This is a genomic window from Mycobacterium sp. RTGN4 (genome assembly GCF_033804635.1).
Taxonomy (GTDB): Bacteria; Actinomycetota; Actinomycetes; order Mycobacteriales; family Mycobacteriaceae; genus Mycobacterium.
Window position 1 is genome coordinate 255,329 of sequence record NZ_JAPZLB010000007.1, and the last position, 23,593, is coordinate 278,921.

Below are 23,593 nucleotides of genomic sequence, written 5' to 3' on the forward strand. Positions count from 1 at the left end.
CGGTTAGATCGTCGCGTTGTCGATGACGAAGCGGTACCGCACGTCGCTGGCGAGCATCCGCTCGTACGCCTCGTTGACATAGGAGGCCCCGATGACCTCGATCTCCGGAGTGACGTCGTGCTCGGCGCAGAAGTCGAGCATCTCCTGGGTCTCGCGAATGCCGCCGATCAACGAGCCGGACAGCCTGCGACGCCCGAAGATCAGCACGCCCGCCGGTACCGGCATCGGGTTCTCGGGCATGCCGAGTTCGACGAGGGTGCCGTCCAGCTTCAGCAAGCCGAGGTAGTCGGCCATGTTGAGGTTGGCCGACACCGTGTTCAGGATCAGGTCGAACGAGCCCTTCAGTTTCGTGAACGTCTCGGGGTCGCTGGTGGCGTAGTACTCGGTGGCGCCGAGGCGGAGCCCGTCTTCCATCTTCTTGAGCGACTGGCTCAGCACCGCGACCTCGGCGCCCATCGCGGCGGCCAGTTTCACGCCGAGGTGGCCGAGGCCGCCCAAGCCGATGACCGCGACCCGCTTGCCAGGTCCCGCGCCCCAGTGCCGCAGGGGTGAGTAGGTGGTGATGCCTGCGCACAGCAGGGGTGCCGCCTTGTCCAGCGGAATGGAGTCCGGGATGCGCAGCACGTAGTTCTCGTCGACGACGATGGCGTCGCTGTAGCCACCCTGGGTCGGATTGCCGTCGCGCCCGACGCCGTTGTAGGTGCCGATCATGCCCGGGTTGTTGCAGTACTGCTCGTCGCCGGCCTTGCAGTTCTCGCACTCGCGACAGGAGTCGACGAAGCACCCAACGCCGACGCGGTCGCCGACTTTGTACTTGGTGACCTCGGCGCCAACCTCGGTGACCAGGCCAGCGATCTCGTGCCCGGGCACCATCGGGAAGGTGACCTCGCCCCACTCGGCGCTCACGGTGTGCAGATCGGAGTGGCAGATGCCTGCGAACTTGATGTCGATGGCCACGTCGGCGGGGCCGACGTTACGGCGCTCGATGGTGGTCTTGGTCAGGGGTGCGTCCGAACCCCACTTGTCGGTTGCGGCGTAGGCCGAAACGGTCGTGGTCATGTCTTTACGTCCCTCTTTGTGTCGTATGGCAAACATGCCTTCACCAGAAACTTAGCGAAGGTAACGAATTGGATGCAGCATTGCACCTCGTCACGGGAACGGGGGACCACCAGGGATTAATTCCCATGGTTGCCAAGGTCACAGCCCGGGAGCGCGGGCCCCACCGGTGAATCCGACGCGGTCGTATCGGACCAACCCGGCCACGTGATAGGGGTCATCGGCGATCAACGACTCGGCGTCCTCGGTGCTGATATCGCCGGTGATGAGTACGCCCCCGGTTTGCGACTCCAGTCGCCCGGTCAGAATCAGTCGCCCGCGCGCGACCTCGTCCTTGATCCAGTCGAGGTGGGCGGGCCGGGCCTGAGCGACGACGTCGGTGGACTGCAGGTACGTCAGCGTCAGCACGTGGAACACGCCAGCGACGATATCGGACGCCGAAGACGCGATCGAATATCTGTCACATGACAGACACGCGAGACGCGCGTTGTTAACGGGCTTCGTGGGATCGGTTACACCGTGGCAACCACCGCCGGGCCGCGAGGCCGAAAACTGTCAGTCGACAGGAATCGTCGGGATCGACAGTGGGAGGCAACGTGACTGCGGCCGGCGACACGGTACTCATCGCCAACCGGGGCGAGATCGCCGTGCGGCTGGTGAGTGCCGCACGGTCCGTCGGACTTCGTACGGTCGCCGTGTTCTCCGACGCCGACCGCGCCGCGCCCCACGTACGCATGGCCGACCAGGCCGTGCGGCTTGGTCCGGCCGCTCCCAGCGCGAGTTATCTTCGGGCGGACGCGATCCTGAACGCGGCCAAGACCACGGGGGCCGGCCTGATTCATCCCGGCTACGGATTCCTCTCGGAGGACGCCGAATTCGCCAGTGCCGTCGAGGCCGCCGGATTGGTGTTCGTCGGCCCGACACCACACCAGCTGAGGGTCTTTGGGAGCAAGCACACCGCTCGCGCGGCGGCGCGGGCGGCGGGGGTTCCGGTATTCGCGGGCTCCGAACTGCTCGACGGCCCGACAGCAGCGGTCGAGGCAGCAGCCGAGATCGGATATCCCGTGATGCTCAAGGCAACCGGCGGCGGCGGAGGGATCGGCATGCAGGTATGCCGCGACGCCACCGAGCTTCGCGTCGCCTTCGAGCGAGTGGCCCGGGTGGCCGAACGCAGCTTCGGCTCGGCGGGCATGTTCGTCGAGAAGTTCGTCGAGCACGCACGGCACGTCGAGGTACAGATCTTCGGTGACGGCACCGGTCGGGTCGTGTCGCTCGGCGATCGCGACTGCTCATTGCAGCGCCGCAACCAGAAGGTGATTGAAGAGGCGCCTGCGCCCGCCCTACCGGAAGAAGTGCGGGCGCAACTGCATTCGTCGTCGCTGGCATTGGCCGCAGCGGTCGATTACCGGTCCGCTGGCACGGTCGAATTCGTCTACGACCCGCGGCGGAAGGAAGCCTCGTTCCTCGAGGTCAACGCCCGGCTGCAGGTCGAGCATCCCGTCACCGAGGCCGTCACCGGTATCGACCTGGCCGGCTGGATGTTCCGGCTGGCTCGCGGCGAGCGCAACGTGCTGGAGCCCCACCTGAACCATGGCGCGTCGACGGGGGAAGTGGCCGTGGCTGGCCACGCCGTCGAGGCCAGGGTGTATGCCGAGGATCCATCCCGCGACTACCGACCCAGCACGGGCACGCTGACGTCGGTCCGGTTTCCCATCGCCGAGGCCGTTCGCGTCGACACCTGGGTGGCCGATGGCACCGAGGTGTCTGCGTCCTATGACCCGTTGCTGGCCAAGGTGATTGCCGTTGGGTCCGACCGCGAGCAGGCCTTCGACCGGCTTGAGCGCGCGCTCGCCGACACCGTGCTGCACGGCGTCGAGGTCAATGTTGGAGCCCTGTGCGCAGCCCTGGTCGAACCCGACGTGCGCGCGGCGCGACACAGCACGTCGACGCTCGCCGGAGTCGTCGATCCGCGGCCGCGAATCACCGTCGAGCGCGCGGGTCTGCTCACCACGGTGCAGGACTTCCCTGGGCGGATCGGTCTGTGGGACGTCGGCGTTCCGCCCAGTGGCCCGATGGACGACCTGTCGTTTCGACTGGGCAACCGCGCACTCGGCAATCCCGAGGGCGCGCCAGGGCTGGAGTGCACCGCAACCGGGCCCGCGCTACGCGTGACGCACGCCACCACCGTCTGCATCGTCGGAGCGGAATGCCTTGTCACCGTGGACGGATCGCCCGCACCGATGTGGGAACCGCTGGAGCTTCCGGCTGGTGCACTGCTCGACGTCGGTGCCGCCGAGACGGCCGGACTGCGCACCTACGTACTCGTCGCAGGCGGCTTCGACATACCCCAATACCTGGGCAGTGCATCGACTTTCACGCTCGGGCGGTTCGGTGGTCACGGCGGCCGCGCGCTGGTCGCCGGCGACGTGCTGAGGGCCGCGTCGAGGGTCGCGACGGGTGAGCGTGGCGCCGTGCCTGCCGAGCTGCGACCGGCGATGCAGTCCGAGTGGGAACTGGCGGTCACCGAGGGGCCACACGGTGCGCCGGAGTTCTTCGCCAGGACCGATGTCGAGGAGTTATTCGAAGCTCGTTACCGCGTGCACTTCAACTCGGCGCGCACCGGGGTGCGGCTCGAGGGACCACGGCCGCAGTGGGCCCGTAGCGATGGGGGGGAGGCGGGGCTGCATCCGTCCAACATCCACGACACCGCCTATTCCGTTGGTGCGCTTGACTTCACCGGCGACACCCCGATCCTGCTCGGTCCGGACGGCCCAAGCCTCGGCGGGTTCGTCTGTCCCGTGACCGTCACCTCGGCAGACCGCTGGAAGCTTGGGCAGTTGCGGCCGGGGGACACCGTTTCATTCGTACCGATTCGCGCCTGCGACGCTCCGTCGCGGGCAATGCTGGGGACCGCGCGTGGGGCCGCCTCCGCGACCGTGTCCACGACGGGTCGCGGCGACGGCGACGACGGCGTGCTCGCCCGGCGTTCCGGGGCCGGGGGACCCGCCGTCACGTACCGCCGCAACGGCGAGGACAACGTGCTCGTCGAGTACGGCGACATGGTGCTCGACCTCGCGCTGCGGGCCCGCGTGCACGCGTTGCACCAACGGCTCGCAGCGGCGCTGCGTGACGGGACGGTGTCGGGCATCCTCGATCTGACGCCGGGCATACGGTCGCTGCAGGTCCACTTCGACCCCGACGAGTTGCCCAGCTCGCGACTGCTCGGCTTACTCTTCGAACTCGAGACGGAGCTACCGGCGACGTCCGAACTGGTCGTGCCGAGCCGGTCGGTTCGGCTACCGCTGTCGTGGGACGACCCGGCCACCAAGGAAGCGATTGCGCGGTATGTGTCGGGGGTGCGCGACGATGCGCCGTGGTGTCCGTCGAACATCGAATTCATCCGCCGCGTCAACGGTTTGGACACTCAGGCCGACGTCATGGACACGGTGTTCGCGGCCGAGTACCTCACGTTGGGGCTTGGTGACGTCTATCTCGGCGCACCGGTCGCGACACCGCTGGATCCGCGCCACCGATTGGTCACCACGAAGTACAACCCCGCCCGCACGTGGACCGCGGAGAACTCCGTCGGCATCGGCGGGGCCTATCTGTGCATCTACGGTATGGAGGGGCCGGGCGGCTACCAGTTCGTCGGTCGAACGACTCAGGTCTGGAGCCGCTATCACCACTTCGAACCCGAAAAGCCTTGGCTGCTGCGGTTCTTCGACCGCATCTCCTGGTATCCGGTGACCGCGAGCGAACTGCTCGACCTTCGGGCCGACGTGGCCGCGGGCCGCGGATCGATCGACATCACCGACGGCACGTTCTCACTTGCCGAACACGAGCTCTTCCTGGCCGACCACGCAGCCTCGATCGCGGACTTCCGGGCTGCTCAGAGCGCGGCGTTCGGCGCCGAACGCGCGGCATGGGCCGCGGCCGGCGAGTTCGACCGGGCGGAACGGGCCGCGTCTCACGTTGCCGCCGTCAGCACCGAGCTAGTACTCGACGTCGGCGAACAGCGCGTCGACGCCCCCTTCTCATCGAGCGTGTGGAAGGTCGACGTCACCGTCGGGGAGCGGGTCGTGGCAGGGCAGGCGCTGCTCGCGCTGGAGGCGATGAAGATGGAGACCGTGGTGACCGCACCGGCTGACGGCGTCATCACCCACGTGCTCGTCAAGGCCGGGCACCAGGTCGACCCGGGTACTCCGCTGGTCGTCGTCGGCGCGGGCTAATAGCGCGCCACTTCTTGACGGCTGCGCTCGCGTAAGGCGGCGGTCGCGTCATCGGAGACGCCCAGCACTCGCATGCATGCGTCGGCCACGTGAACGGGAAGCTCGGACCGCTCCTGGCCCGCAGGCATCGACCACATGTTGACCAGCGACTCGACCAGCCGAAACGGAAGGTCGGCGGCCGCCGCGTGGACGCCGGTCCGCTCGATGACGGCCTGGCTCAAAGCGAGATAGTGCAGCCGCAGCCGCTCGCGGTCCGACCAGAACGGCTCCAGCCTGGCGTCGCGCAACTCGGGGAGCAGATACAGCGCGCCCAGATTCCACTGCCCGCCGAGCAGCTGATCACCGTCGAAGGCCGACAGTGCGTGCAGGTGCTCGGCCGCATTGAGCGCGGGCGATGCGCCCAGTAGGCACGGGATGAACGACAGTGTTGGGGCGACCGTCTGGCTCAATAGCGCGCACAGAATGTCGTCCTTGGTCTTGAAGTAGTGGTACAGCGAAGCCTGGCGAATGCCGACCGACTCCGCGATTGTCCTGGTCGACGTGCTGGCGTAGCCCATCGTGGTGAACAATTCGCCTGCGGCGTCGAGGATTTCGTCGCGCGGGGTCATTCCAGGGCGCCGCTGGGAGTGAAGTCTTGGGCGCCCGGCCCGTGCGAACGGCATGAGTCTCATCGTGACTCGTGGGAGCGCCTGGCTGGTGACCCGACGGTTTCTGTCACACGATAGAAACGCGCGATACGAATCGGTTACGTCCATCGTCAATTGGTTACGCCAGCGACACCCATCCATCCCGGGCGGCGTGAAAACTGTCAAGTGACAGGCAAGCGGCCCGCTGACGTGCCGCGGCAATACGAGCTCAACCCCGGGGAGTGCTCAGATGGGCAGCGCCGCTTCCGCAGTCGACGCACCGACGGTGCGCGCTGCGGTTCCGCCGACCCCCGATCCCGTCGCGACCGTCGCCGACCTGAGCGTGACGTTTCGCCGAAACGGTCGTGACGTGCATGCGCTGCGCGGTGTTTCGCTCGCGATAGCCCCGGGTGAGATCCTTGGGCTGGTTGGCGAATCCGGTTCAGGCAAGAGCGTTTTGGGGTTCACCCTGCTCGGACTCCTGCCCAAGGGAGCCAAGGTCGACGGCACCGTGTCGGTGACGGGTTCGGACATGGTCAACGGCAACGCCAAGGCGCTGCGCAAGGTCCGCAGGCTCGACCTTGGCGCGGTCTTCCAGGATCCGATGACCTCGCTGAATCCCACCATGCGCATAGGCAAGCAGGTCGCCGAAGCGGCAGGCAGCGACGAAGAGGCGCTGCGCCTGCTGACCGCAGTGGGCATCCCCGAGCCGAAGCGGCGGATGCGGGCCTACCCGCACGAACTCTCCGGCGGCCTGCGGCAGCGGGTGATGATCGCGATCGCGATCGCGGGCGACCCGGAATTGATCGTCGCCGACGAGCCGACGACGGCGCTCGACGTCACCGTGCAGGCCCAGGTGCTGCGCCTGTTGCGGCGGCTGCGCGACGAGCTCGGGTGCAGCATCGTGCTGATCACCCACGACCTCGGGGTGGCTGCTCAGATCGCGGACCGCATCGCGGTGTTGTACGCGGGCCGCATGGCCGAGCTCGGACCGTCCGCTGAGGTGCTCGGCGCGCCCGCTCACCCGTATACCCATGGCCTACTGCGGTCGCGGCTCACCCTGGAGACGGCACGCGATCGGCGACTGGCCGCGCTCGCGGGCTCGGTACCCAGCGCGGTGGACCCGCTTCCCGGATGTGCGTTCGTGCCACGCTGCGCGCTGGCCGCCGACGACTGCGCCGTGACGCCGCCGGAGACCGTCGTTGTTGGGCCGGCCCGGGTCAGCGCCTGCATCCGGGCAGTTGACGACATCGCCAAAGACCTTGGGGCCGCCCCGACCAACACCGATGAGGCCGTGCTCACGCCCGCAACGCCCGCAGCTGGCGACGCACCGCCGCCATCGGTGGTACTACAGGACGTCACCAAGACGTTCACGGTGACCAGGCGCTGGCTGGACCGCTCGTCGGACAACCACGGCAAGCTCCACGCATTGCGCGGAGTCACGCTACGGGTGGGGCACGGCGAATCCGTTGCGCTGGTGGGGGAGAGCGGCTCTGGCAAGTCGACGTTGCTGCGCGTGATCGCCGGGCTCGAGAAGCCCACGGGGGGTGCGGTCGAGCTCGCCGATGGCGAGCGGCCCCAGATGGTGTTCCAGGATGCGGGCGCATCGCTGACGCCCTGGCTGTCGGTGGGTGAACTGATCGGCGAACGGCTGCATGGGATGTCGCGGGCGCAACGCCGTGACACCGTGGTCGGCGCACTCGAACGCGTCGGACTCCCTGCGGAGCTTGCGAAGTCGCGCGCGGGCCAACTCTCCGGCGGTCAGCGCCAGCGCGTCTCGCTGGCGCGGGCGACGGTGGTACCGCCGTCGGTGCTGCTGTGCGACGAGCCGACCAGCGCGCTCGACGTGTCGTTGGCCGCCTCGGTGCTCAACCTCATCGGCGACCTCCGCCGCACTCTCGACATGTCGGTCGTCTTCGTCACCCACGACCTCTCGGTGGCGCGCGTGGTCGCCGACCGCATCGCGGTGATGTACCTGGGCCGCATCGTCGAACTCGGGCCTGCCGAACAGGTGATTGCCGCCCCCGCGCACCCCTACACCGAGGCGCTCGTCGACTCAATCCCCGACCTAGGTCGCGAATCACGAATCCTGCCAGGCGAACCCGCCAGCCCGCTGTCGCCACCGACTGGCTGTGCGTTCCACCCGCGCTGCGCGATCGCCGTCGACACCTGCAGCGGTGACGAACTCGACGTCCGCCTCGAGGGCATGCCCGGCAACCCGCATCAGGTGGCGTGCATCGAACGGCGGGCGGTCTGATGGCCATCGCGATATCTCCTCGTGCCGAAGTCCCGCTGGTCCGCGGACGACGCGTGCTGTCGCTACCGCAGTCGCGCTCGGTCGTGCTCAATTGGGTGGGCTTTTCGCTCGTGATCGTGGTGACGTTGATCGTCATCGCCGTGCCGCTGCTGGCTCCGCACGATCCGTTGCTTCCCGTCGGCATGCCGTTGCAGGCGCCTGGCAAGAACGGTTTCCTGCTTGGCAGCGACAGCGTTGGGCGAGACATCTTCTCGCGGGTGCTCTACGGCGCTCGGTCAAGTTGGTTCGCCGCACTGGTGGTGGTTGCGGTGGGGCTGTTCCTTGGCGGGCTGGTCGGCCTGATTGCGGGCAGCACCGGCGGCTGGGTGGACGCGGCGCTGATGCGGATCACCGACGGATTCCTGTCGTTGCCCGCGCCGGTCCTGGCCATTGCGGTGGTGGCAGCGCTTGGCCCGGGCTTCGTGCACACGCTGGTCGCGGTGTCGATCGTCTGGTGGCCGTTCTACGCGCGCTTGGTGCGCGGCGAAGTCGCGAGGCTGGCGGCACGTCCGCACGTCGAAGCGGCGAAACTTGCTGGGGTCAGCCGGTTTCGGCTCGCAGGTCGCCACCTGCTACCGGGCGCGGTGCCCAACGCGCTGGTCGCCGCCAGCCTCGACATTGGCACGCTGATCCTCACGCTCGCTGCGCTGTCGTTTCTCGGCCTTGGTCAGTCCGCTCCGGCCGCCGAACTCGGGGCCGATTCCGCCCGCAACCTCAGTTATTTCCTGCAGCAGTGGTGGATTCCGGTCATGCCAGGGCTCGGTGTGCTGGTACTGGCACTGGTGGGCAACATCGCGGGCGACTGCCTACGCAACCTGATGAAGACGAGCTAGGAGCGCCGTGAAGACCTTCATCGCGACCCGGCTCGGCGCCATGGTGGCCATCCTGGTGGCGCTCACCGGGGTGATGTTCGTACTGCAACACATCTCGCCACTGGACCCGGTCAAGGCGCAGATGGGCGCACAGGCGTCGGCGTCGGCGGTGGCCGCGCGCCGGGAAGCGCTCGGCCTGAACGAGCCAATCCTGGTGCAGTTCTGGCACTATCTGACCGGCGCAGTGACCGGCGACCTCGGCACGTCGTACCGTACGCGGCACGGCGTCGCCTCCGACCTTGGTAACTTCTTCCCCGCCACCCTTGAGCTTGCGCTGTACGGCATCGGCATCGCGCTGATACTGGCGGTGGTGCTGGCCTTCAGCACCACGTTGAACTGGCGTGGCGCAGGCGTGCTGCGCGCGGTTCTGTTCACCGGAGCCTCTGCACCGATGTTCCTGCTCGGCATCCTCGGGCTGATCGTCTTCTACAAGGAGCTCGGCTGGGTTCCGGCCAACGGGCGCATAGCAATACCCAACCCGCCGACCGGGCCAACCGGACTGCTGACGGTCGATGGGCTGTTGCACGGCAGGTTCGACGTGGTGGCCGACGCGCTGCACCACCTGATCCTGCCTGCGCTGGTCATCGCAATCGGGCCCGCGGTCGCAATCGGCCGGGTGCTTCGCAGCAGCCTGCTTGGCGACATCGACAGCGACTACGCGCGTACCGCTCGGTCCAAGGGCCTGTCCGAGGGTCGGATCATGGCGGGCCACGTACTGCGCAACTCCGTCGGTGCCGCGCTCTCGATGACGGGTCTGCAAGTGGGACTGATGTTCTCGGGCGTGCTCGTGGTGGAGCAGGTATTCGGGTGGCCAGGAATCGGCCAGTACATCGCGCAGAGCATCCCCGTCGCCGATTTTCCTGCGATCGCAGGCGTCACGCTGATGCTCGGCGCGCTCTACGTCTTCATCAATACGGCCGTGGATCTACTGCAGGCCGCCGCCGATCCACGTATTGCAGTCATAGGAGGTTAGGTGCCCAAACAGCCACTGATAGTGGGAAACCCTGTGTTCGTCGTCGTTGACATGCAGGAGTCCGGTGACATGCCGGTCGAGGAGGTCGGCATCCCGCACATGCCGGGTTATGCCGAGCGGATCGGCAAGACACAGGCCCTGCTGGCGGCCGCAAGGGCAGCGGCCATTCCAGTGGTGTTCTTCCAGGAGGTCCATCGTCCGAGCGGCGTCGACTTCGGCCGCGAACTCGACGGCACCGAGGGCGTGCACTGCGTCGAGGGTCGGCCGGGCACCGGCCTTCATCCGGCATTACTGCCTGAGCCCGGAGAGTTTCATATCGTCAAACGGCGCTACTCCGGTTTCATCGGAACCGATTTCGAGATCGTGCTCTCGGGGCTGCGGGCCTCGACGCTGATCTTGGTCGGCGGCTTGACCGACGTCTGCGTGCACTACACGTTCGCCGATGCTCACCAGCGTGACTTCTACGTCCGCGTGGTCACCGACTGCGTCGGCGGCTCGTCGCAATACCGCCACGACGCGGCGCTCGACGCCATGGAATACCTGCAGACCGGTGCGCTACGCACCAGCGCCGAGATTCTCACCGCTTTTGGCGAACTCGCCACGTCCACCCCGATCCTCGAAGGAGCTACCCGATGAAGAACCGTCTGCTGGGTTGGGCCGCCGTCAGTGCGGTGACGGCCCTTGTGCTAAGTGGCTGTGGCGGTTCGACTTCCGGCCCAAGCACTCCCAATGCTGCCCCGACCGACAAGGTGCTGCACCTGTCGTTCCTGCAGGATCCTGGCCAGCCGCCGGACCCCGACGTCTACTACGCCGGGCAGGGCCTGCTCTTGACCACGAACACCTACGAGGGCCTCCTGCAGTACAAGGCCGGCACCGAGAAGCCCGAACTGGAGCCACTTCTGGCTACGGAGTGGAAGGCCTCACCGGACAACAAGGTGTTCACGTTCACGCTGCGCGAAGGCGTCAAGTTCCACGACGGCACCCCGTTCACCTCAGCCGCGGTCAAGGCCTCCTTCGACAGAAGAGCGGCCGTGAATCAGGGCCCGGCGTACATGGTCACCGACGTCGAATCGGTGACCACCCAAGGTGATTACGGCGTCACCGTCACGCTCAAGGCGCCCAACTCGGCGTTCCTGGACTACCTGGCCTGCCCATACGGGCCGCGCATCATGAGCCCGGAAGGCTTGAAGAAGAACGCCGGAAGTGACAACGCGCAGGGCTATCTCACCAACCACGACCTGGGCACCGGCCCCTACACGCTGACCGCCGCCGAGGTCGGCTCCAAGTACGAACTGACCGCCTTCGCGGATTACTGGGGCGCCAAGCCCTACTTCGAGAAGGTCGAGCTTCCGGTCATCACCGACGTGTCGGCGCAGCAGTTGCAGTTCAACAACGGTCAGCTCGCTGCGGTACTGCACGACCTACCGTCCTCTGCGGTGCAGTCCTATCTCGACAACAAGTCGTTCGCGAACTACTCGCTGCCGACGATGATGTCGAACTACGTGTACATCAACCCGCGCAAGGGCATGATGACCGACACCAAGAATCGCACCGCCGTGTTGCAGGCGATCGACGTCGACGAACTGGTCAAGCAGACGTACTTCGGGCGCGGGAAGACCGCCGAGCAGATCTACCCGCCGAACATGATTCCCGCCGAGTTCGGCAAGCAGTCGGTGCCGCACGATCCGTCGGTGCTGTCCGGCATCGCCGGGGGATTGCCAGCCGACCAGAAGGCCGTCACCATCGGCTACGACTCCAGCAACCCGGACAACCAGCTGATCAGCAACCTTATTCAGACGCAGCTGGCGGCGGCTGGCCTGAACGCCAAGGTGCAGGCGTATCCCACGTCGGAGATCTATGGCTGGGTCGGCAGCGACGGGCAGGCCGCGCCGGAGATCATGACCTATCTCGGGTGGCCGGACGCACCGTCGCCGTACACCTGGGGGCACATCTCCTGGGATGCCGACGGCGGCTTGAACTTCTTCGGGTGCTCGGCACCGTCGGTCACCGCGGCGCTGAATGCGGGTCTGCCAAACGATTCGGACCCGGACTTCTCGACGGCCGGACTGGAAGCGGTCAAGACGGGCTGCTGGCTCAACGTCGCCGACGTCAACGACTTCATGGTCGCGCAGCCGTGGCTCAAGGGTGTCGAGCAGGCGCACGTCGTGACGAACCCGAACTCGTTGCGGCTGGCCGCACTGTCGGTGGGCTGATGGCGACGCTGGTCAAGAAGAGCGGCATCCGCAGAATCATCCTGCTGACCCTCGGCTGGGAGGAGTTGCCCAAGTCGGTGTCGGTCTACGGAGCACCACCCGAGCAGCGGATGCGCGAGCCCGTGCCCGGCGTCCTGCTACAGACCGACGGCGGCTGGGTGCTGCTCGACACGGGGTTCAACACCGCGCTGGTGCGTGACCCGGCGTTGGCGCGGCGGTTCTTCCCGACCGTCGAGTACCGGCCAGTGCTGCCAGGGCCTGGCGAGCCGATCGAGGAGCGGTTGGCTGAGGTCGGTGTCGACTTCGACCAGATCCACGTGGTCGCGCTGAGTCACCTACACCACGACCACGCCGGAGGGCTGAAGCTCTTCGCAGGCCGGGTGCCGGTACACGCGCAGCGCAGGGAGCTCGAATACGGACTGTCGAATCACCCTGAGCCGGAACACAATGCGATCGTCAGGGTGGACTTCGACGACCCGCGAATCGACTGGCGGCTCGCCGACGGCGAGGCGGAGATCGCGCCGGGGCTGTCCGTCGTGCCGACCTACGGCCACACTCCCGGGCATCAGAGCTTCGTGGTCGAACTCGACGAGTCGGTGACCGGTGGGGATGGCGCGGAAGGGTTCGTGTTCGCGTTCGACGCTGCGGATCTGACCGAGAACATCGAGCAGGAACTGGCCATCGGCGGCTTCATCGGCGTCGAACCCGAGGAGACCATCGAGCCCATTCGCAAGCTCAAACGACTCGCCGCCGAAAAGGGCTATCCCCTGATACCCGGTCATGATCCGCACGTGTGGCCCGAGTTGACGCAGCACTTCCACGAGCGGTTCGGACCGGTCGCGCAGTAATGGACGTGGTGCTGCGTGCCGAACGGGTGCTACTCGGCGGTGAGCTCCGGCCAGCCGCCGTCGCGGTGGCGGATGGGCTCATCGCCGCGATCGCCGACGTCGATGCCGATTACCCTGGCGCGACCGAGGTCGTGGTGCCCCATGGAGCGGTGTTACTCCCGGGCTTCGTCGACACGCACGTCCACGTCAACGAACCGGGGACCGACTGGGAAGGCTTCGCGACCGCTACTGCCGCAGCTGCCGCCGGTGGCATCACCACACTGGTGGACATGCCACTCGACTCAGATCCGGTGACCACCAGTGTCGGCGCTCTGGAAGTCAAAAAGGCTGCTGCACAGGGTAATTGCCGGATCAACGTGGCTTACTGGGCGGGTGTGGTACCCGACAACATCGACGATCTTGCGCCACTGGCAGACGCGGGGGTGCGCGGCTTCAAGTGCTTCCTCGCCGATTCCGGCAACCCGAAGTTCGGTCATCTGACGCCTGCGCAGTTTCGCACGGCGATGACCCGGGTCGCCGACCTCGACTCGGTGATGTTGGTGCACGCCGAAAGCCATCAGGTGATCGAACGCGGCCCTCGGCCATCGGGCCGCGGTTACGCGTCATTCCTCGCATCCCGGCCCGACGCCGCTGAAGAGCAGGCGGTGAAGCTGGTGATCGAGACGGCCGCCGCCACCGGGTCCAGGGCCCACGTGGTGCACGTGTCCAGTTCGTACGTGCTTCCGCTGATAGCCGACGCCAAGCGGTCCGGCGTACGGGTCACGGCGGAAACATGCCCGCACTATCTGACCTTCGTCGCCGAGACGATTCCTGACGGGGCAACCGAATTCGCGGCATGTCCGCCGATCCGCGACGCCGGGAATCGCAACCGACTGTGGGACGCGTTGCTCGACGGAACACTCGACATGATCGTCTCCGACCACTCGCCGTGTGCTCCGGAATTGAAGGGCGACGGCGACTTCGGGCGCGCCTTCGGCGGAGTCAGTTCGCTGGAGCTCGGCCTGCGCGCGGTATGGACGCAGGCCGCCACGCGCGGCATCGGACTGGCCGAACTCAGCCTGTGGATGTCGGCACGGCCTGCGACGCTGGCCGGGTTCGCCGACCGCGGCCGAATCGAGGTCGGGCTGCGTGCGGACCTGTGTGTACTGGCGCCGGATGTCGACGACGTCGTCGACGTTGATGCGCTCCACCATCGGCACCCCGTGAGCCCGTATCACGGTGTTACCCTGCGCGGTTCGGTACTGCAGACCTGGGTGGCCGGCGAGCGCGTGTTCGCCCGACTGGAGGCCGCAGCGTGAGAATTCTGGTGCTCAACCCGAACACGTCGGAGTCGATGACTGCCGAGATCGCCGAGGCGGCGCAGGCCGCAGCGGCTCAAGGGACGACGGTGGTCTGCCTTGCCCCGCGATTCGGCGCATCGGCGATCGACTCCGCCGCCGAGAGTTACCTGTCCGCGGTCGGGGTGATGGACGTCGTCGCGACGCTGCTCGACGCGGACGCCTTCGACTACGACGCCGTGGTGCTGGCCGGCTTCGGGGAACACGGGAGAGACGCGCTGGCCGAGATGCTTTCGGTGCCGGTCTTCGACATCGCCGAATGTGCCGCGCACGTAGCACATCTCATCGGCCGAAGGTTCTCGGTGATCACCACGCTGGCCCGCTCGATCGCTCCGATCGAGGACAGGCTGCTACTGGCCGGGCTCGACGCGCACTGCGCCTCCGTGCGGGCGTGCGGCTTGGGCACCGCAGAGGTCGACGCCGATCCCGCCGGTGCCGTCAGGGCAATCGTCGACGAGGCCGCCAAGGCTATCGCCGAGGACGGCGCCGACGTGATCTGCCTCGGCTGCGCGGGGATGGCCGGAGTCACGGCCGCGATCTCCAATAAGCTCGGGGTGCCCGCGGTCGACGGGGTCGCGGCGGCGATTGCGTTGGCGCAGGCCGTCGTCGGCCTCGGACTGTCGACGAGCAAGGCGGGCACCTACGCGCCGGGACCCGAGAATCCCCGCAGTCACTGGCCCATCTCGCGCGCGCTGGGCGTGGACTCGTGAGTCACGGCTCGAGCGAGGTCGATCTCGCGTCCCGCGTGATCGGTGGCAGCGTCGTCGCCGCCAGCGACGAGTCGTTCGGGTTCAAGGAACGGCTCATCGACCCGGCCGAACCCGCGTTCGTACCGGGCACCTTCGACCTGCGCGGTGAGGTGGTCGACGGGTGGGAGACCCGACGCCACGCCGGACCCGACGGTGACTGGGTCATCGTGCGCCTCGGCGCACCCGGCCGACTGCACACGGTCGACGTCGACACTCGCTTCTTCTCCGGTAACCATCCGACCGCTGGCCTGGTGGAGGCCTGCCTGCTCGACCGGACGACGGACCCGACCACACCCGACGTGGTCTGGACACCGCTGGTGGAACTGACTGTGCTGAAACCGGATTCGCACAATCTGCTGCCGATCGAGGACCGGCGGCGGTGGACTCACCTGCGGCTGCGGCTGAGCTCCGACGGAGGGGTCGCGCGGTTGCGCGCCTTCGGCGAGGTGATTCCCGACCCCGCACTGTGGGCCGACGTCACGGTCGAGGTGTCCGGGCTCGAGCAGGGCGGCCGCGTCGAATGGTGCAGCGACAGCTTCTATTCGCACGCGTGCGCGCTGATCGCGCCGGACCGGCCGCGCAACATGGGCGATGGCTGGGAGGCCCGCAGGCGCCGCGACGTCGGGCCGGAGACCCATGACGCCGTGATGATCTCGTTCGCCGTGCCCGCCGATCTTCGGCGGCTGGAAATCGACACCTCGTACTTCGTATTCAATGCCTCGCCCGAGGTCTCCGTCGTCGGCACCAGGGTCCGCCCGGATAGCGAACACGGTTGGGCGCTGGTCCCATTCGACGTCGCGGTGCTACCTCGGACTCGGCTGACCGCCGACACGCGAGCGGTATTCCCGGTCGACGTCAGCAATATCAGCGCGCTCCGGGTACAGGCCTATCCTGACGGCGGGATCGCGAGGGTGCGCGCCATCGGCACGCCGACCAGCGCCGGCCTCGATCGACTCCGCAGCCAATGGGAGGCGTCGTCGTGACCACGCCGGTACTGTCCGACTGCGCAGGCCTGTGGCGGCGCACCCTGCTGATCGAATCGGACGGCACGCGCGATGCGAGCGCAGGCGTGACGTGGTTGCAGGGCATCAGCGGCTACGTCGACTCACGTGGCTTCGCCGGCACGCTGCACCAGCGCGGTGACGTCTTCGAGTGGCACCGCGCCGTCGACCTGGAACCCCCCGGCCCGTTTCCCGACGCGGGTTCGATGCGCTGGGAAGGTCGAACGCTGATCGAGACGGGGGTCCACGAGAACTACGTCGAGCACTGGGTGCGCGACGAAGTGTCCGCAGAGCCGTGCGGCGCGCTGTTCCTGACCGCGCCCGACGGCGGCGCCGGCCTGCTCGTCCGCGTCGGCCTGAAGTTTGGCTGGGCAGGCGGAGGCGAGGTCGTCATCGATGAGGTCGGGACGTCGCGGTGGGCCGCGCTCGAAATCGACGTTGCCGGTCATCAGGTCCAGTCCAACGGGGTGCGCTGGTTCATCGAACGAAGCGAAGGGAACGTCAATCCATGAGCATCACGTCATTCACCTCGGTGCCGATCGTGGACATCAGTGGGTTGCGCTCACCGGACCGGGCCGAAAGGGAACGGGTGGCCGACGAGATCGGCCACGCGGCACGCGAAGTCGGCTTCCTCTACGTCAGCGGCTCCGGGCTCGACGAATCGTTGTTCGACCGCATGCTCGCCGCCACGAAGGAGTTCTTCGCACTGCCGGTCGAGCAGAAGATGCGCAGTTACATCGGCCTGTCCCGCTGCCATCGCGGCTACGTGCCAGTCGGTGAGGAGGGCGTCGAGACCGGCACACCCGACGTCAAGGAGGCGTTCGACACGGCGCTGGACCTGCCCGCCGACGATCCGGACTACCTCGCGGGCAACCCGATGCTCGGGCCCAACGCCTGGCCCGAACTGCCGGGCTTCGCGGAGGCGGTCACCGCGTACTACGACGCGATCCTCGAGGTGGGGCACCGGCTGCTGCGGGCGTTCGCGGTGGCGCTCGGGGAGGACCCCGACGTGTTCTCCCGGCACGCCACCAAGACGCCAAGCCAATTGCGGCTCGTCCACTATCCCTACAACCCGGACGCCGAGGACGCGCTCGGTATTGGCGCGCACACCGACTACGAGTGCTTCACCTTGCTCAAGCCGACGGCGCCCGGCCTCGAGGTGCTCAACGGCGCTGGGGAGTGGATCGACGTGCCACCGGTGGACGGCACGTTCGTGGTGAACATCGGTGACATGTTGGAACTGTGGACCAACGGCGCGTTCGTGGCGACCAGTCACCGCGTCCGCAAGGTCGTCGAGGAGCGGTACTCCTTTCCGCTGTTCTTCAACGTCGACTACGACACCGAGGTCAAGCCGCTGCCGCAGTTCGCCTCGGCCGACGGCACCGACCGTCCGACACTGCGGGCTGGCGAGCACCTCTTCGCTCAGACCGCACAGACGTTCGCCTACCTACGCAACCGCATCGACTCGGGAGAACTCGTGCTGCCCGATGGCTCGTTGACGACCGGACAATTCGGTCAGCAGGCGTTGCAAGGCGCGTCGGAGCGGGCCTAGTTGATCGGTGCGTTGACGAAGCGGAGGTCGTCGAGCATGCCGCGCGCGGCGACGATGCCCTCGCCGGTCTGCCACACCTCGTTGTTGACGACGAAGACACGGTTGTCGCGGGTGGCCGACAGCTTCTTCCATGCGTCGCCGTCGAGCACCTTGGCGGCGCGTACCTTCGCGGCGGGTGAATCGAACGACACGTAGACGATGTCGCCGTCCGCGGGGGAGAAGTCGGCGTTCTTCTCATCCGTCGTGCCGAGCTCGAGATACGGCTTGTCGGTGAACCGTTGTGCGGCAGGACGATCGACGCGCACGGCGGCGAGCACGCTGCCAGGGAAGTCCGCTGCCCCGTAGACCCGCACGGTGTCCTCGGTGAACTGGACGATCGACGCCTGGTAGTGGGTTCCGTCGTTCTGAACGCCGGTCTTGTCGGCGTCGGACTTGAATCCGTCGACCAGTCGGTTGGCTTCGTCGGCCCGGCCCGTCGCCGCCCCGACGGTGCGCAGCGTGTCCTGCCAGGCAGGTCCGGGCGCGCCGGTGAACACCGTCGGTGCGATTTCCGTCAGCGCGCGGTAACTCTCCGGGGTCAGCGCCTCGGAGCCAAGGATCAGATCGGGGTTGGCGGCCTTGATCGCGTTCAGGTCGGGCGCGCTGCGTGTCCCCGCGCCCGGGACGTTGTGAATCACGGTGCCGAGATACGAAGGCTGAGCGTTCGACCCGTCGGGCAGTGCGGCGGCCACGATGCGGGACTGCAAGCCCAACGCGCACAAGGCGTCCAGTTGATCGCCAGACAGCACCACGATGCGTTGTGGGTCCCCGTGCACCTCGGTCTCACCAGCGGCGTGGCGGACGGTGCGCTGCTCCGAATCGGGATCGAGCGGCGCGGGTTCGGCCGGACACGACTCGTCGGGTCGGCGCTCGTTGCCCAACACGCCTGCGCCGGCGATCTTGGTGGTGCTGGTGACGACGGCTCCGGTGGTCGACGGTGCCTTGGCATCAGTCCCGCAGCCGCTGGCCAGGGTGACCGACACGGCCGCGGCCACTGCTACGGCCGCGGCGATCGGGCCCATCCGCTGACTGGCGCACACCACGCCGCCGACGGTACCAATGCCCGTGGTCGTTGCGCGTCAGCCGGCAAGCACGGGTCCAAGCCCGCCGAACCGGTGTCCAGGCGCTTTCGGGCCGGTCAGACGCCATGCGCGCCGAGTTTCCTGTCAATTACGACGGTTTGTAGGACCCATGACGCTCATCGGCCAGTCGGGAGTTAGGATTCGGGGGAGCACGCGGGCCATGCCCGTCGAACTTTTGGAGGATCTGTTGGTAGCCGAAGCGCCCCCAATCGGAGAACTCGAGGCACGGCGTCCGTTCCCTGCCCGGCTGGGTCCCAAGGGCAACCTGATCTACAAGCTGGTGACCACCACCGATCACAAGCTGATCGGCATCATGTACTGCGTCGCCTGCTTCATCATGTTCTTCATCGGCGGGCTGATGGCGCTGCTCATGCGCACCGAGCTCGCGTTGCCGGGGCTGCAGTTCCTGTCCAACGAGCAGTTCAACCAGCTGTTCACCATGCACGGCACCGTGATGCTGCTGTTCTACGCGACGCCCATCGTGTTCGGCTTCGCCAACCTGGTGCTGCCGCTGCAGATCGGCGCGCCCGACGTGGCGTTCCCACGTCTGAACGCCTTCTCCTTCTGGCTGTTCCTGTTCGGCGCGATGATCGCGATCGCCGGCTTCATCACCCCGGGAGGTGCCGCCGACTTCGGCTGGACCGCCTACTCGCCGCTGACGGACGCCATCCATTCGCCAGGCGCTGGCGGTGACCTGTGGATCATGGGTCTTGCCGTAGCCGGTTTGGGCACCATCCTCGGTGGTGTGAACATGGTCACCACCGTGGTCTGCATGCGGGCCCCCGGCATGACGATGTTCCGGATGCCGATCTTCACCTGGAACATCCTGGTGACATCGATCTTGGTGCTGCTGGCGTTCCCGCTGCTGACCGCCGCGTTGTTCGGCTTGGCCGCCGACCGCCATCTGGGTGCGCACATCTATGACCCCGCCAACGGCGGCGTGCTGTTGTGGCAGCACCTGTTCTGGTTCTTCGGTCACCCAGAGGTGTACATCATCGCGCTGCCGTTCTTCGGCATCGTGACGGAGATCTTCCCGGTGTTCAGCCGCAAGCCGATCTTCGGATACACCACGCTGATCTACGCGACGCTGGCTATCGCGGCATTGTCGGTGGCGGTGTGGGCGCACCACATGTACGCCACCGGTGCCGTGCTGCTGCCGTTCTTCAGCTTCATGACGTTCCTGATCGCGGTTCCGACGGGCATCAAGTTCTTCAACTGGATCGGCACGATGTGGAAGGGCCAGTTGACGTTCGAGACACCGATGCTGTTCTCGGTGGGCTTCCTCATCACCTTCCTGCTGGGCGGCCTGTCCGGCGTGCTGCTCGCCAGCCCGCCGTTGGACTTCCACGTGACCGACTCGTACTTCGTCGTCGCGCACTTCCACTACGTGCTCTTCGGCACCATCGTGTTCGCCACGTACGCGGGCATCTACTTCTGGTTCCCGAAGATGACCGGTCGCCTGCTTGACGAGCGGCTCGGCAAGCTGCACTTCTGGCTGACGTTCATCGGGTTCCACACCACGTTCCTGGTGCAGCACTGGGTCGGTGACGAGGGCATGCCGCGCCGCTACGCGGACTACCTGCCGAGCGACGGCTTCACCACGCTCAACGTCATCTCGACCATCGGCGCGTTCATCCTCGGCATCTCGACCATTCCGTTCACGTGGAATGTGTTCAAGAGCTGGCGCTACGGCGAGCCCGTAGTGGTCGACGATCCTTGGGGTTACGGCAACTCCCTGGAGTGGGCCACCAGCTGCCCACCGCCGCGCCACAACTTCACCGAACTGCCCCGAATCCGTTCGGAACGGCCAGCATTCGAGTTGCACTACCCGCACATGGTGGAGCGGATGCGCGCCGAGGCGCACATTGGTAGTGGACCCCATCCGCCCCACGGCGACGTCACCGAACTGGACGACGCAAACGTCCGTACCTGAGCAACTAGTAGCGGCGTAGTAGGGGTTGACCAGGGCGTGAATACGTCAAAGGTGTCGGTGTTGATCACTGTCACCGGACGCGATCAGCCGGGCGTGACGTCGGCGCTCTTCGAAGTGCTCTCGCGGCACAAGGTCGATTTGCTCAACGTCGAACAGGTGGTCGTCAGGGGGCGACTGACGCTCGCGGTGCTGGTGGTCGGCCCGGCTGACGTAGCCGGAGGGTCCGCGCTGCACGACGAGGTCGGCGCGGCCATCCGCGGCGTCGGGTTGGACGTCACGATCGAACGCAGCGAGGACATGCCGGTACTGCGCGGGCCGTCGACCCACACCATCGTCGTTCTCGGCAGGCCGATCACCGCCGAGGCGTTCGGTGTTGTTGCCCGCGAAGTGGCGACCCTCGGTGTCAACATCGACACCATTCGCGGTGTCTCGGACTACCCGGTCACGGGGCTCGAGCTCCGCGTGTCGGTACCCGCGGGCTCGGCCTACGGTCAGCTACAAACCGCGCTGGCCCGGGTCGCCGTCGACGAGCGCGTCGACATCGCGCTCGAGGATTACAGCCTGTCGCGAAGGGCCAAGCGGCTCATCGTCTTCGACGTCGATTCGACCCTCATCCAGGGCGAGGTCATCGAGATGCTTGCGGAGCGGGCGGGTGCACTGGCGGCGGTGGCGGAGGTCACCGAGGCGGCCATGCGCGGCGAACTGGACTTCGCCGAGTCGCTTCACAAGCGGGTGGCGACACTGGCGGGCCTGCCTGCCGAGGTGCTCGACGACGTCGCCGATCAGATCGAGTTGACGCCGGGCGCCAGGACCACGATTCGGACCCTGCGCCGCCTTGGCTTCCACTGCGGCATCGTTTCTGGAGGCTTCCGTCAGGTCATCGAACCCCTGGCGCACGAGCTGATGATGGACTTCGTCGCCGCGAACGATCTGGAGATCGTCGACGGCAAGCTGACCGGCCGGGTCATCGGCCCCGTCATCGACAGACCGGGGAAAGCCAAGGCGCTCAGAGACTTTGCGCAGCAGGCCGGTGTTCCGATGGAGCAGACGGTCGCCGTTGGCGACGGAGCCAACGACATCGACATGCTGGCGGCCGCGGGGCTTGGCGTGGCGTTCAATGCCAAGCCCGCATTGCTGGAAGTCGCCGACGCCTCCTTGAGCCATCCGTACCTCGACACCGTGCTGTTCATCCTCGGCGTCACCCGCGGCGAGATCGAGGCCGCTGACGCGAACGACGGCACGCTGCGCCGCGTCGAGATCCCCGACGACGACTAGACCACGACAGCGAACGGTTCCGGACCGGCCGCACCCGTCACCCCACGCCACGCGCGGCCCAGCAGTTCGACCGCCTCGATCAACTGGTCATCGGGCAACGTGTACGGCACCCGGATGTAGCGCTCGAGGCTGCCGTCCACGCCGAAACGCGGACCCGGCGGAATTTCCAGGCCCATCCGCGAAGCTGCGGCGGATAGGGCCGAACTCATGGGCGCGGGCAATCGCACCCACAGCGACATTCCTCCCTTGCCGGGCAACGGTTGCCAATCGGGCAGGTGCTCGTCGAGCAGGCTGAGCAGTCGTGCCCGCCGGGAGCGCAGGATGTCGCGGCGCTCGGGAAGGACGTCGGCTTCGACCGCGAGAAGTCTTGCCGTGGCGAGTTGTTCGAGGATCGCGGTGCCCATGTCGATGGATGGGCGCAGCGCCCCGATGTTCGCGAGCGTGCTGCGCTCGGCTCGGATCCAGCCGACGCGAAGCCCTCCCCAGAACGACTTCGACATCGATCCGACGGTCAGCACCAGGTCCTTGCGCGTCTTCATCGACGCGGCGAACGGAGCGGGGACGGATTCGTCGAGCCACATGTCGGCGATCGTCTCGTCGATGATCGTGCGGGTGCGCGTTTCGGTGATGAGCTGGGCCAGGCGCTCGCGGTCGGGTGCGGGCAGGGTGAGGCCGGTGGGGTTGTGGTTGTCCGGAATCAGGTAGGCCAGGCTCGGGGACAACTGACGTGCGGCGGCCTCGATTGCGTCGAGTTCCCAACCGTCCGAAGTCATTGCGACCGGGACTGGACGGACGCCCCGCGTCGCCATGGCCGAGAGCGCGCCGTGATAGGTGGGCTGTTCGACGAGCACCCGGTCGCCGGGTTGGGTGTAGGTCGCGAGGATCAAACCGATGGCGTGGAGTGCGCCCGTGGTGACCATGATCTCGTCGGGATGGGTGGGAAGCCCACGGGCCGAATACCTTTCGGCTAGCGCCTCGCGCAGGGGTGGTACGCCGATCAACTCGATGCCGATGTCGTGCAGGTAGGGCGCGACGTCGGCCGCGGCCTCGGTGAACGCCTTCGCCGCGATGCTTGCGGGAGCGGCCAAGGTGGCTGCGGCGAGATTCACGGTGACGGGACTGGGCGCAACGCTTGCCGGCGCCGAGACGGGCAATGCCGTCGTGCTGCGTGCGCCCTGGCGGCCATTGAGGTAGCCGTCCTCGCGCATCTCGGCGTAGGCGGCCGTCACTGTGGTGCGGGAGACCCGCAAGGTATCGGCCAGCGCACGCTCGCTCGGGAGTTGCGCACCGATCGGCAGTCGCCCGTCGACGATCAGCATCCGCAGCCCGTCGGCCAGTCCTTGGTAGGCGGGGCCACTCGTGCTGGCGGTGCGCCAGTTACCGAGCTCGCGGACCAGGAGGTCCGCGTCGAGCCGCCGCGCTGCCAGATCGTCAGTCATTGAGGCCAGTTTGCCGCAACTGGATATTGAAATCAAGGCCAGTCTGCCGCCAATATGGGCTCATGGCTCAAAA

General features: G+C 67.1%; 19 protein-coding genes. 14 read left to right on the top strand and 5 right to left on the bottom strand.

Annotation, left to right across the window (positions count from 1 at the left end; translation table 11 throughout):
- Positions 1-3 precede the first annotated feature (3 nt).
- Together SLQ30_RS17420 and SLQ30_RS17425 are read right to left on the bottom strand one after the other, a co-directional pair.
- Positions 4-1,059: an NAD(P)-dependent alcohol dehydrogenase gene (locus SLQ30_RS17420; protein WP_319447070.1), complete on the bottom strand. Its 1,056-nt coding sequence runs from the start codon at positions 1,057-1,059 to the stop codon at positions 4-6.
- 138 nt (positions 1,060-1,197) lie between these two features.
- Positions 1,198-1,473, bottom strand: a complete 276-nt coding sequence (locus SLQ30_RS17425; protein ID WP_319447069.1) for a YciI family protein — start codon at positions 1,471-1,473, stop codon at positions 1,198-1,200.
- Positions 1,474-1,652: 179 nt separating this feature from the next.
- On the opposite strand from SLQ30_RS17425, the gene uca reads away from it, so the two are divergent.
- Positions 1,653-5,285: an urea carboxylase gene (gene uca / locus SLQ30_RS17430; protein WP_319447068.1), complete on the top strand. Its 3,633-nt coding sequence runs from the start codon at positions 1,653-1,655 to the stop codon at positions 5,283-5,285.
- Here uca and SLQ30_RS17435 read toward each other — a convergent pair.
- A complete protein-coding gene (locus SLQ30_RS17435; protein WP_319447067.1) occupies positions 5,282-5,947 on the bottom strand; it encodes a TetR/AcrR family transcriptional regulator in 666 nt (221 codons plus the stop codon). The two genes, uca and SLQ30_RS17435, sit on opposite strands and share 4 nt — an antisense overlap.
- A gap of 214 nt (positions 5,948-6,161) precedes the next feature.
- Between SLQ30_RS17435 and SLQ30_RS17440 the strand changes: the two genes are divergently transcribed.
- The 11 genes from SLQ30_RS17440 to SLQ30_RS17490 are packed head-to-tail and all read left to right on the top strand — an operon-like array spanning position 6,162 to position 17,752.
- A complete protein-coding gene (locus SLQ30_RS17440; protein ID WP_319447066.1) occupies positions 6,162-8,168 on the top strand; it encodes an ABC transporter ATP-binding protein in 2,007 nt (668 codons plus the stop codon).
- Complete coding sequence (locus SLQ30_RS17445; protein ID WP_319447295.1) at positions 8,168-9,040, top strand: ABC transporter permease; 873 nt, start codon at positions 8,168-8,170, stop codon at positions 9,038-9,040. The genes SLQ30_RS17440 and SLQ30_RS17445 overlap by 1 nt, the downstream gene beginning before the upstream one ends.
- Positions 9,041-9,047: 7 nt before the next feature.
- Complete coding sequence (locus tag SLQ30_RS17450; protein ID WP_319447065.1) at positions 9,048-10,052, top strand: ABC transporter permease; 1,005 nt, start codon at positions 9,048-9,050, stop codon at positions 10,050-10,052.
- On the top strand, positions 10,053-10,688 hold the full coding sequence (locus SLQ30_RS17455; RefSeq protein ID WP_319447064.1) for an isochorismatase family cysteine hydrolase: 636 nt from the start codon (positions 10,053-10,055) through the stop codon (positions 10,686-10,688).
- Entirely contained in the window at positions 10,685-12,265 is a 1,581-nt protein-coding gene (locus SLQ30_RS17460) for an ABC transporter substrate-binding protein (RefSeq protein ID WP_319447063.1), read from the top strand. The genes SLQ30_RS17455 and SLQ30_RS17460 overlap by 4 nt, the downstream gene beginning before the upstream one ends.
- The gene (locus SLQ30_RS17465) at positions 12,265-13,113 is read left to right on the top strand and encodes an N-acyl homoserine lactonase family protein (protein ID WP_319447062.1); all 849 of its coding nucleotides are present in this window, start codon (positions 12,265-12,267) and stop codon (positions 13,111-13,113) included. Before SLQ30_RS17460 ends, SLQ30_RS17465 begins: the two co-directional genes overlap by 1 nt.
- The gene (gene allB, locus SLQ30_RS17470; protein ID WP_319447061.1) at positions 13,113-14,411 is read left to right on the top strand and encodes an allantoinase AllB; all 1,299 of its coding nucleotides are present in this window, start codon (positions 13,113-13,115) and stop codon (positions 14,409-14,411) included. Before SLQ30_RS17465 ends, allB begins: the two co-directional genes overlap by 1 nt.
- Positions 14,408-15,160: an aspartate/glutamate racemase family protein gene (locus tag SLQ30_RS17475; RefSeq protein ID WP_319447060.1), complete on the top strand. Its 753-nt coding sequence runs from the start codon at positions 14,408-14,410 to the stop codon at positions 15,158-15,160. Before allB ends, SLQ30_RS17475 begins: the two co-directional genes overlap by 4 nt.
- Positions 15,157-16,182, top strand: coding sequence for an allantoicase (gene alc, locus SLQ30_RS17480; RefSeq protein ID WP_319447059.1), 1,026 nt, complete (start codon positions 15,157-15,159; stop codon positions 16,180-16,182). The genes SLQ30_RS17475 and alc overlap by 4 nt, the downstream gene beginning before the upstream one ends.
- Complete coding sequence (locus SLQ30_RS17485; RefSeq protein ID WP_319447058.1) at positions 16,179-16,712, top strand: hypothetical protein; 534 nt, start codon at positions 16,179-16,181, stop codon at positions 16,710-16,712. Before alc ends, SLQ30_RS17485 begins: the two co-directional genes overlap by 4 nt.
- Positions 16,709-17,752, top strand: coding sequence for an isopenicillin N synthase family dioxygenase (locus tag SLQ30_RS17490; protein WP_319447057.1), 1,044 nt, complete (start codon positions 16,709-16,711; stop codon positions 17,750-17,752). The genes SLQ30_RS17485 and SLQ30_RS17490 overlap by 4 nt, the downstream gene beginning before the upstream one ends.
- Here the strand turns inward: SLQ30_RS17490 and SLQ30_RS17495 are convergent.
- Positions 17,749-18,813 carry an iron-siderophore ABC transporter substrate-binding protein gene (locus SLQ30_RS17495; RefSeq protein ID WP_319447294.1) on the bottom strand — a complete coding sequence of 355 codons (1,065 nt, stop codon included), beginning with the start codon at positions 18,811-18,813 and terminating at the stop codon, positions 17,749-17,751. The genes SLQ30_RS17490 and SLQ30_RS17495 overlap by 4 nt on opposite strands.
- Positions 18,814-19,060: 247 nt before the next feature.
- Here SLQ30_RS17495 and ctaD point away from each other — a divergent pair, with 247 nt between their 5' ends.
- Together ctaD and serB are read left to right on the top strand one after the other, a co-directional pair.
- Positions 19,061-20,806: a cytochrome c oxidase subunit I gene (gene ctaD, locus SLQ30_RS17500; RefSeq protein WP_319447293.1), complete on the top strand. Its 1,746-nt coding sequence runs from the start codon at positions 19,061-19,063 to the stop codon at positions 20,804-20,806.
- Positions 20,807-20,842: 36 nt separating this feature from the next.
- Positions 20,843-22,081, top strand: a complete 1,239-nt coding sequence (gene serB / locus SLQ30_RS17505; protein WP_319447056.1) for a phosphoserine phosphatase SerB — start codon at positions 20,843-20,845, stop codon at positions 22,079-22,081.
- Here serB and SLQ30_RS17510 read toward each other — a convergent pair.
- Entirely contained in the window at positions 22,078-23,520 is a 1,443-nt protein-coding gene (locus SLQ30_RS17510; RefSeq protein WP_319447055.1) for a PLP-dependent aminotransferase family protein, read from the bottom strand. The genes serB and SLQ30_RS17510 overlap by 4 nt on opposite strands.
- Between the last annotated feature and the right edge of the window lie 73 nt (positions 23,521-23,593).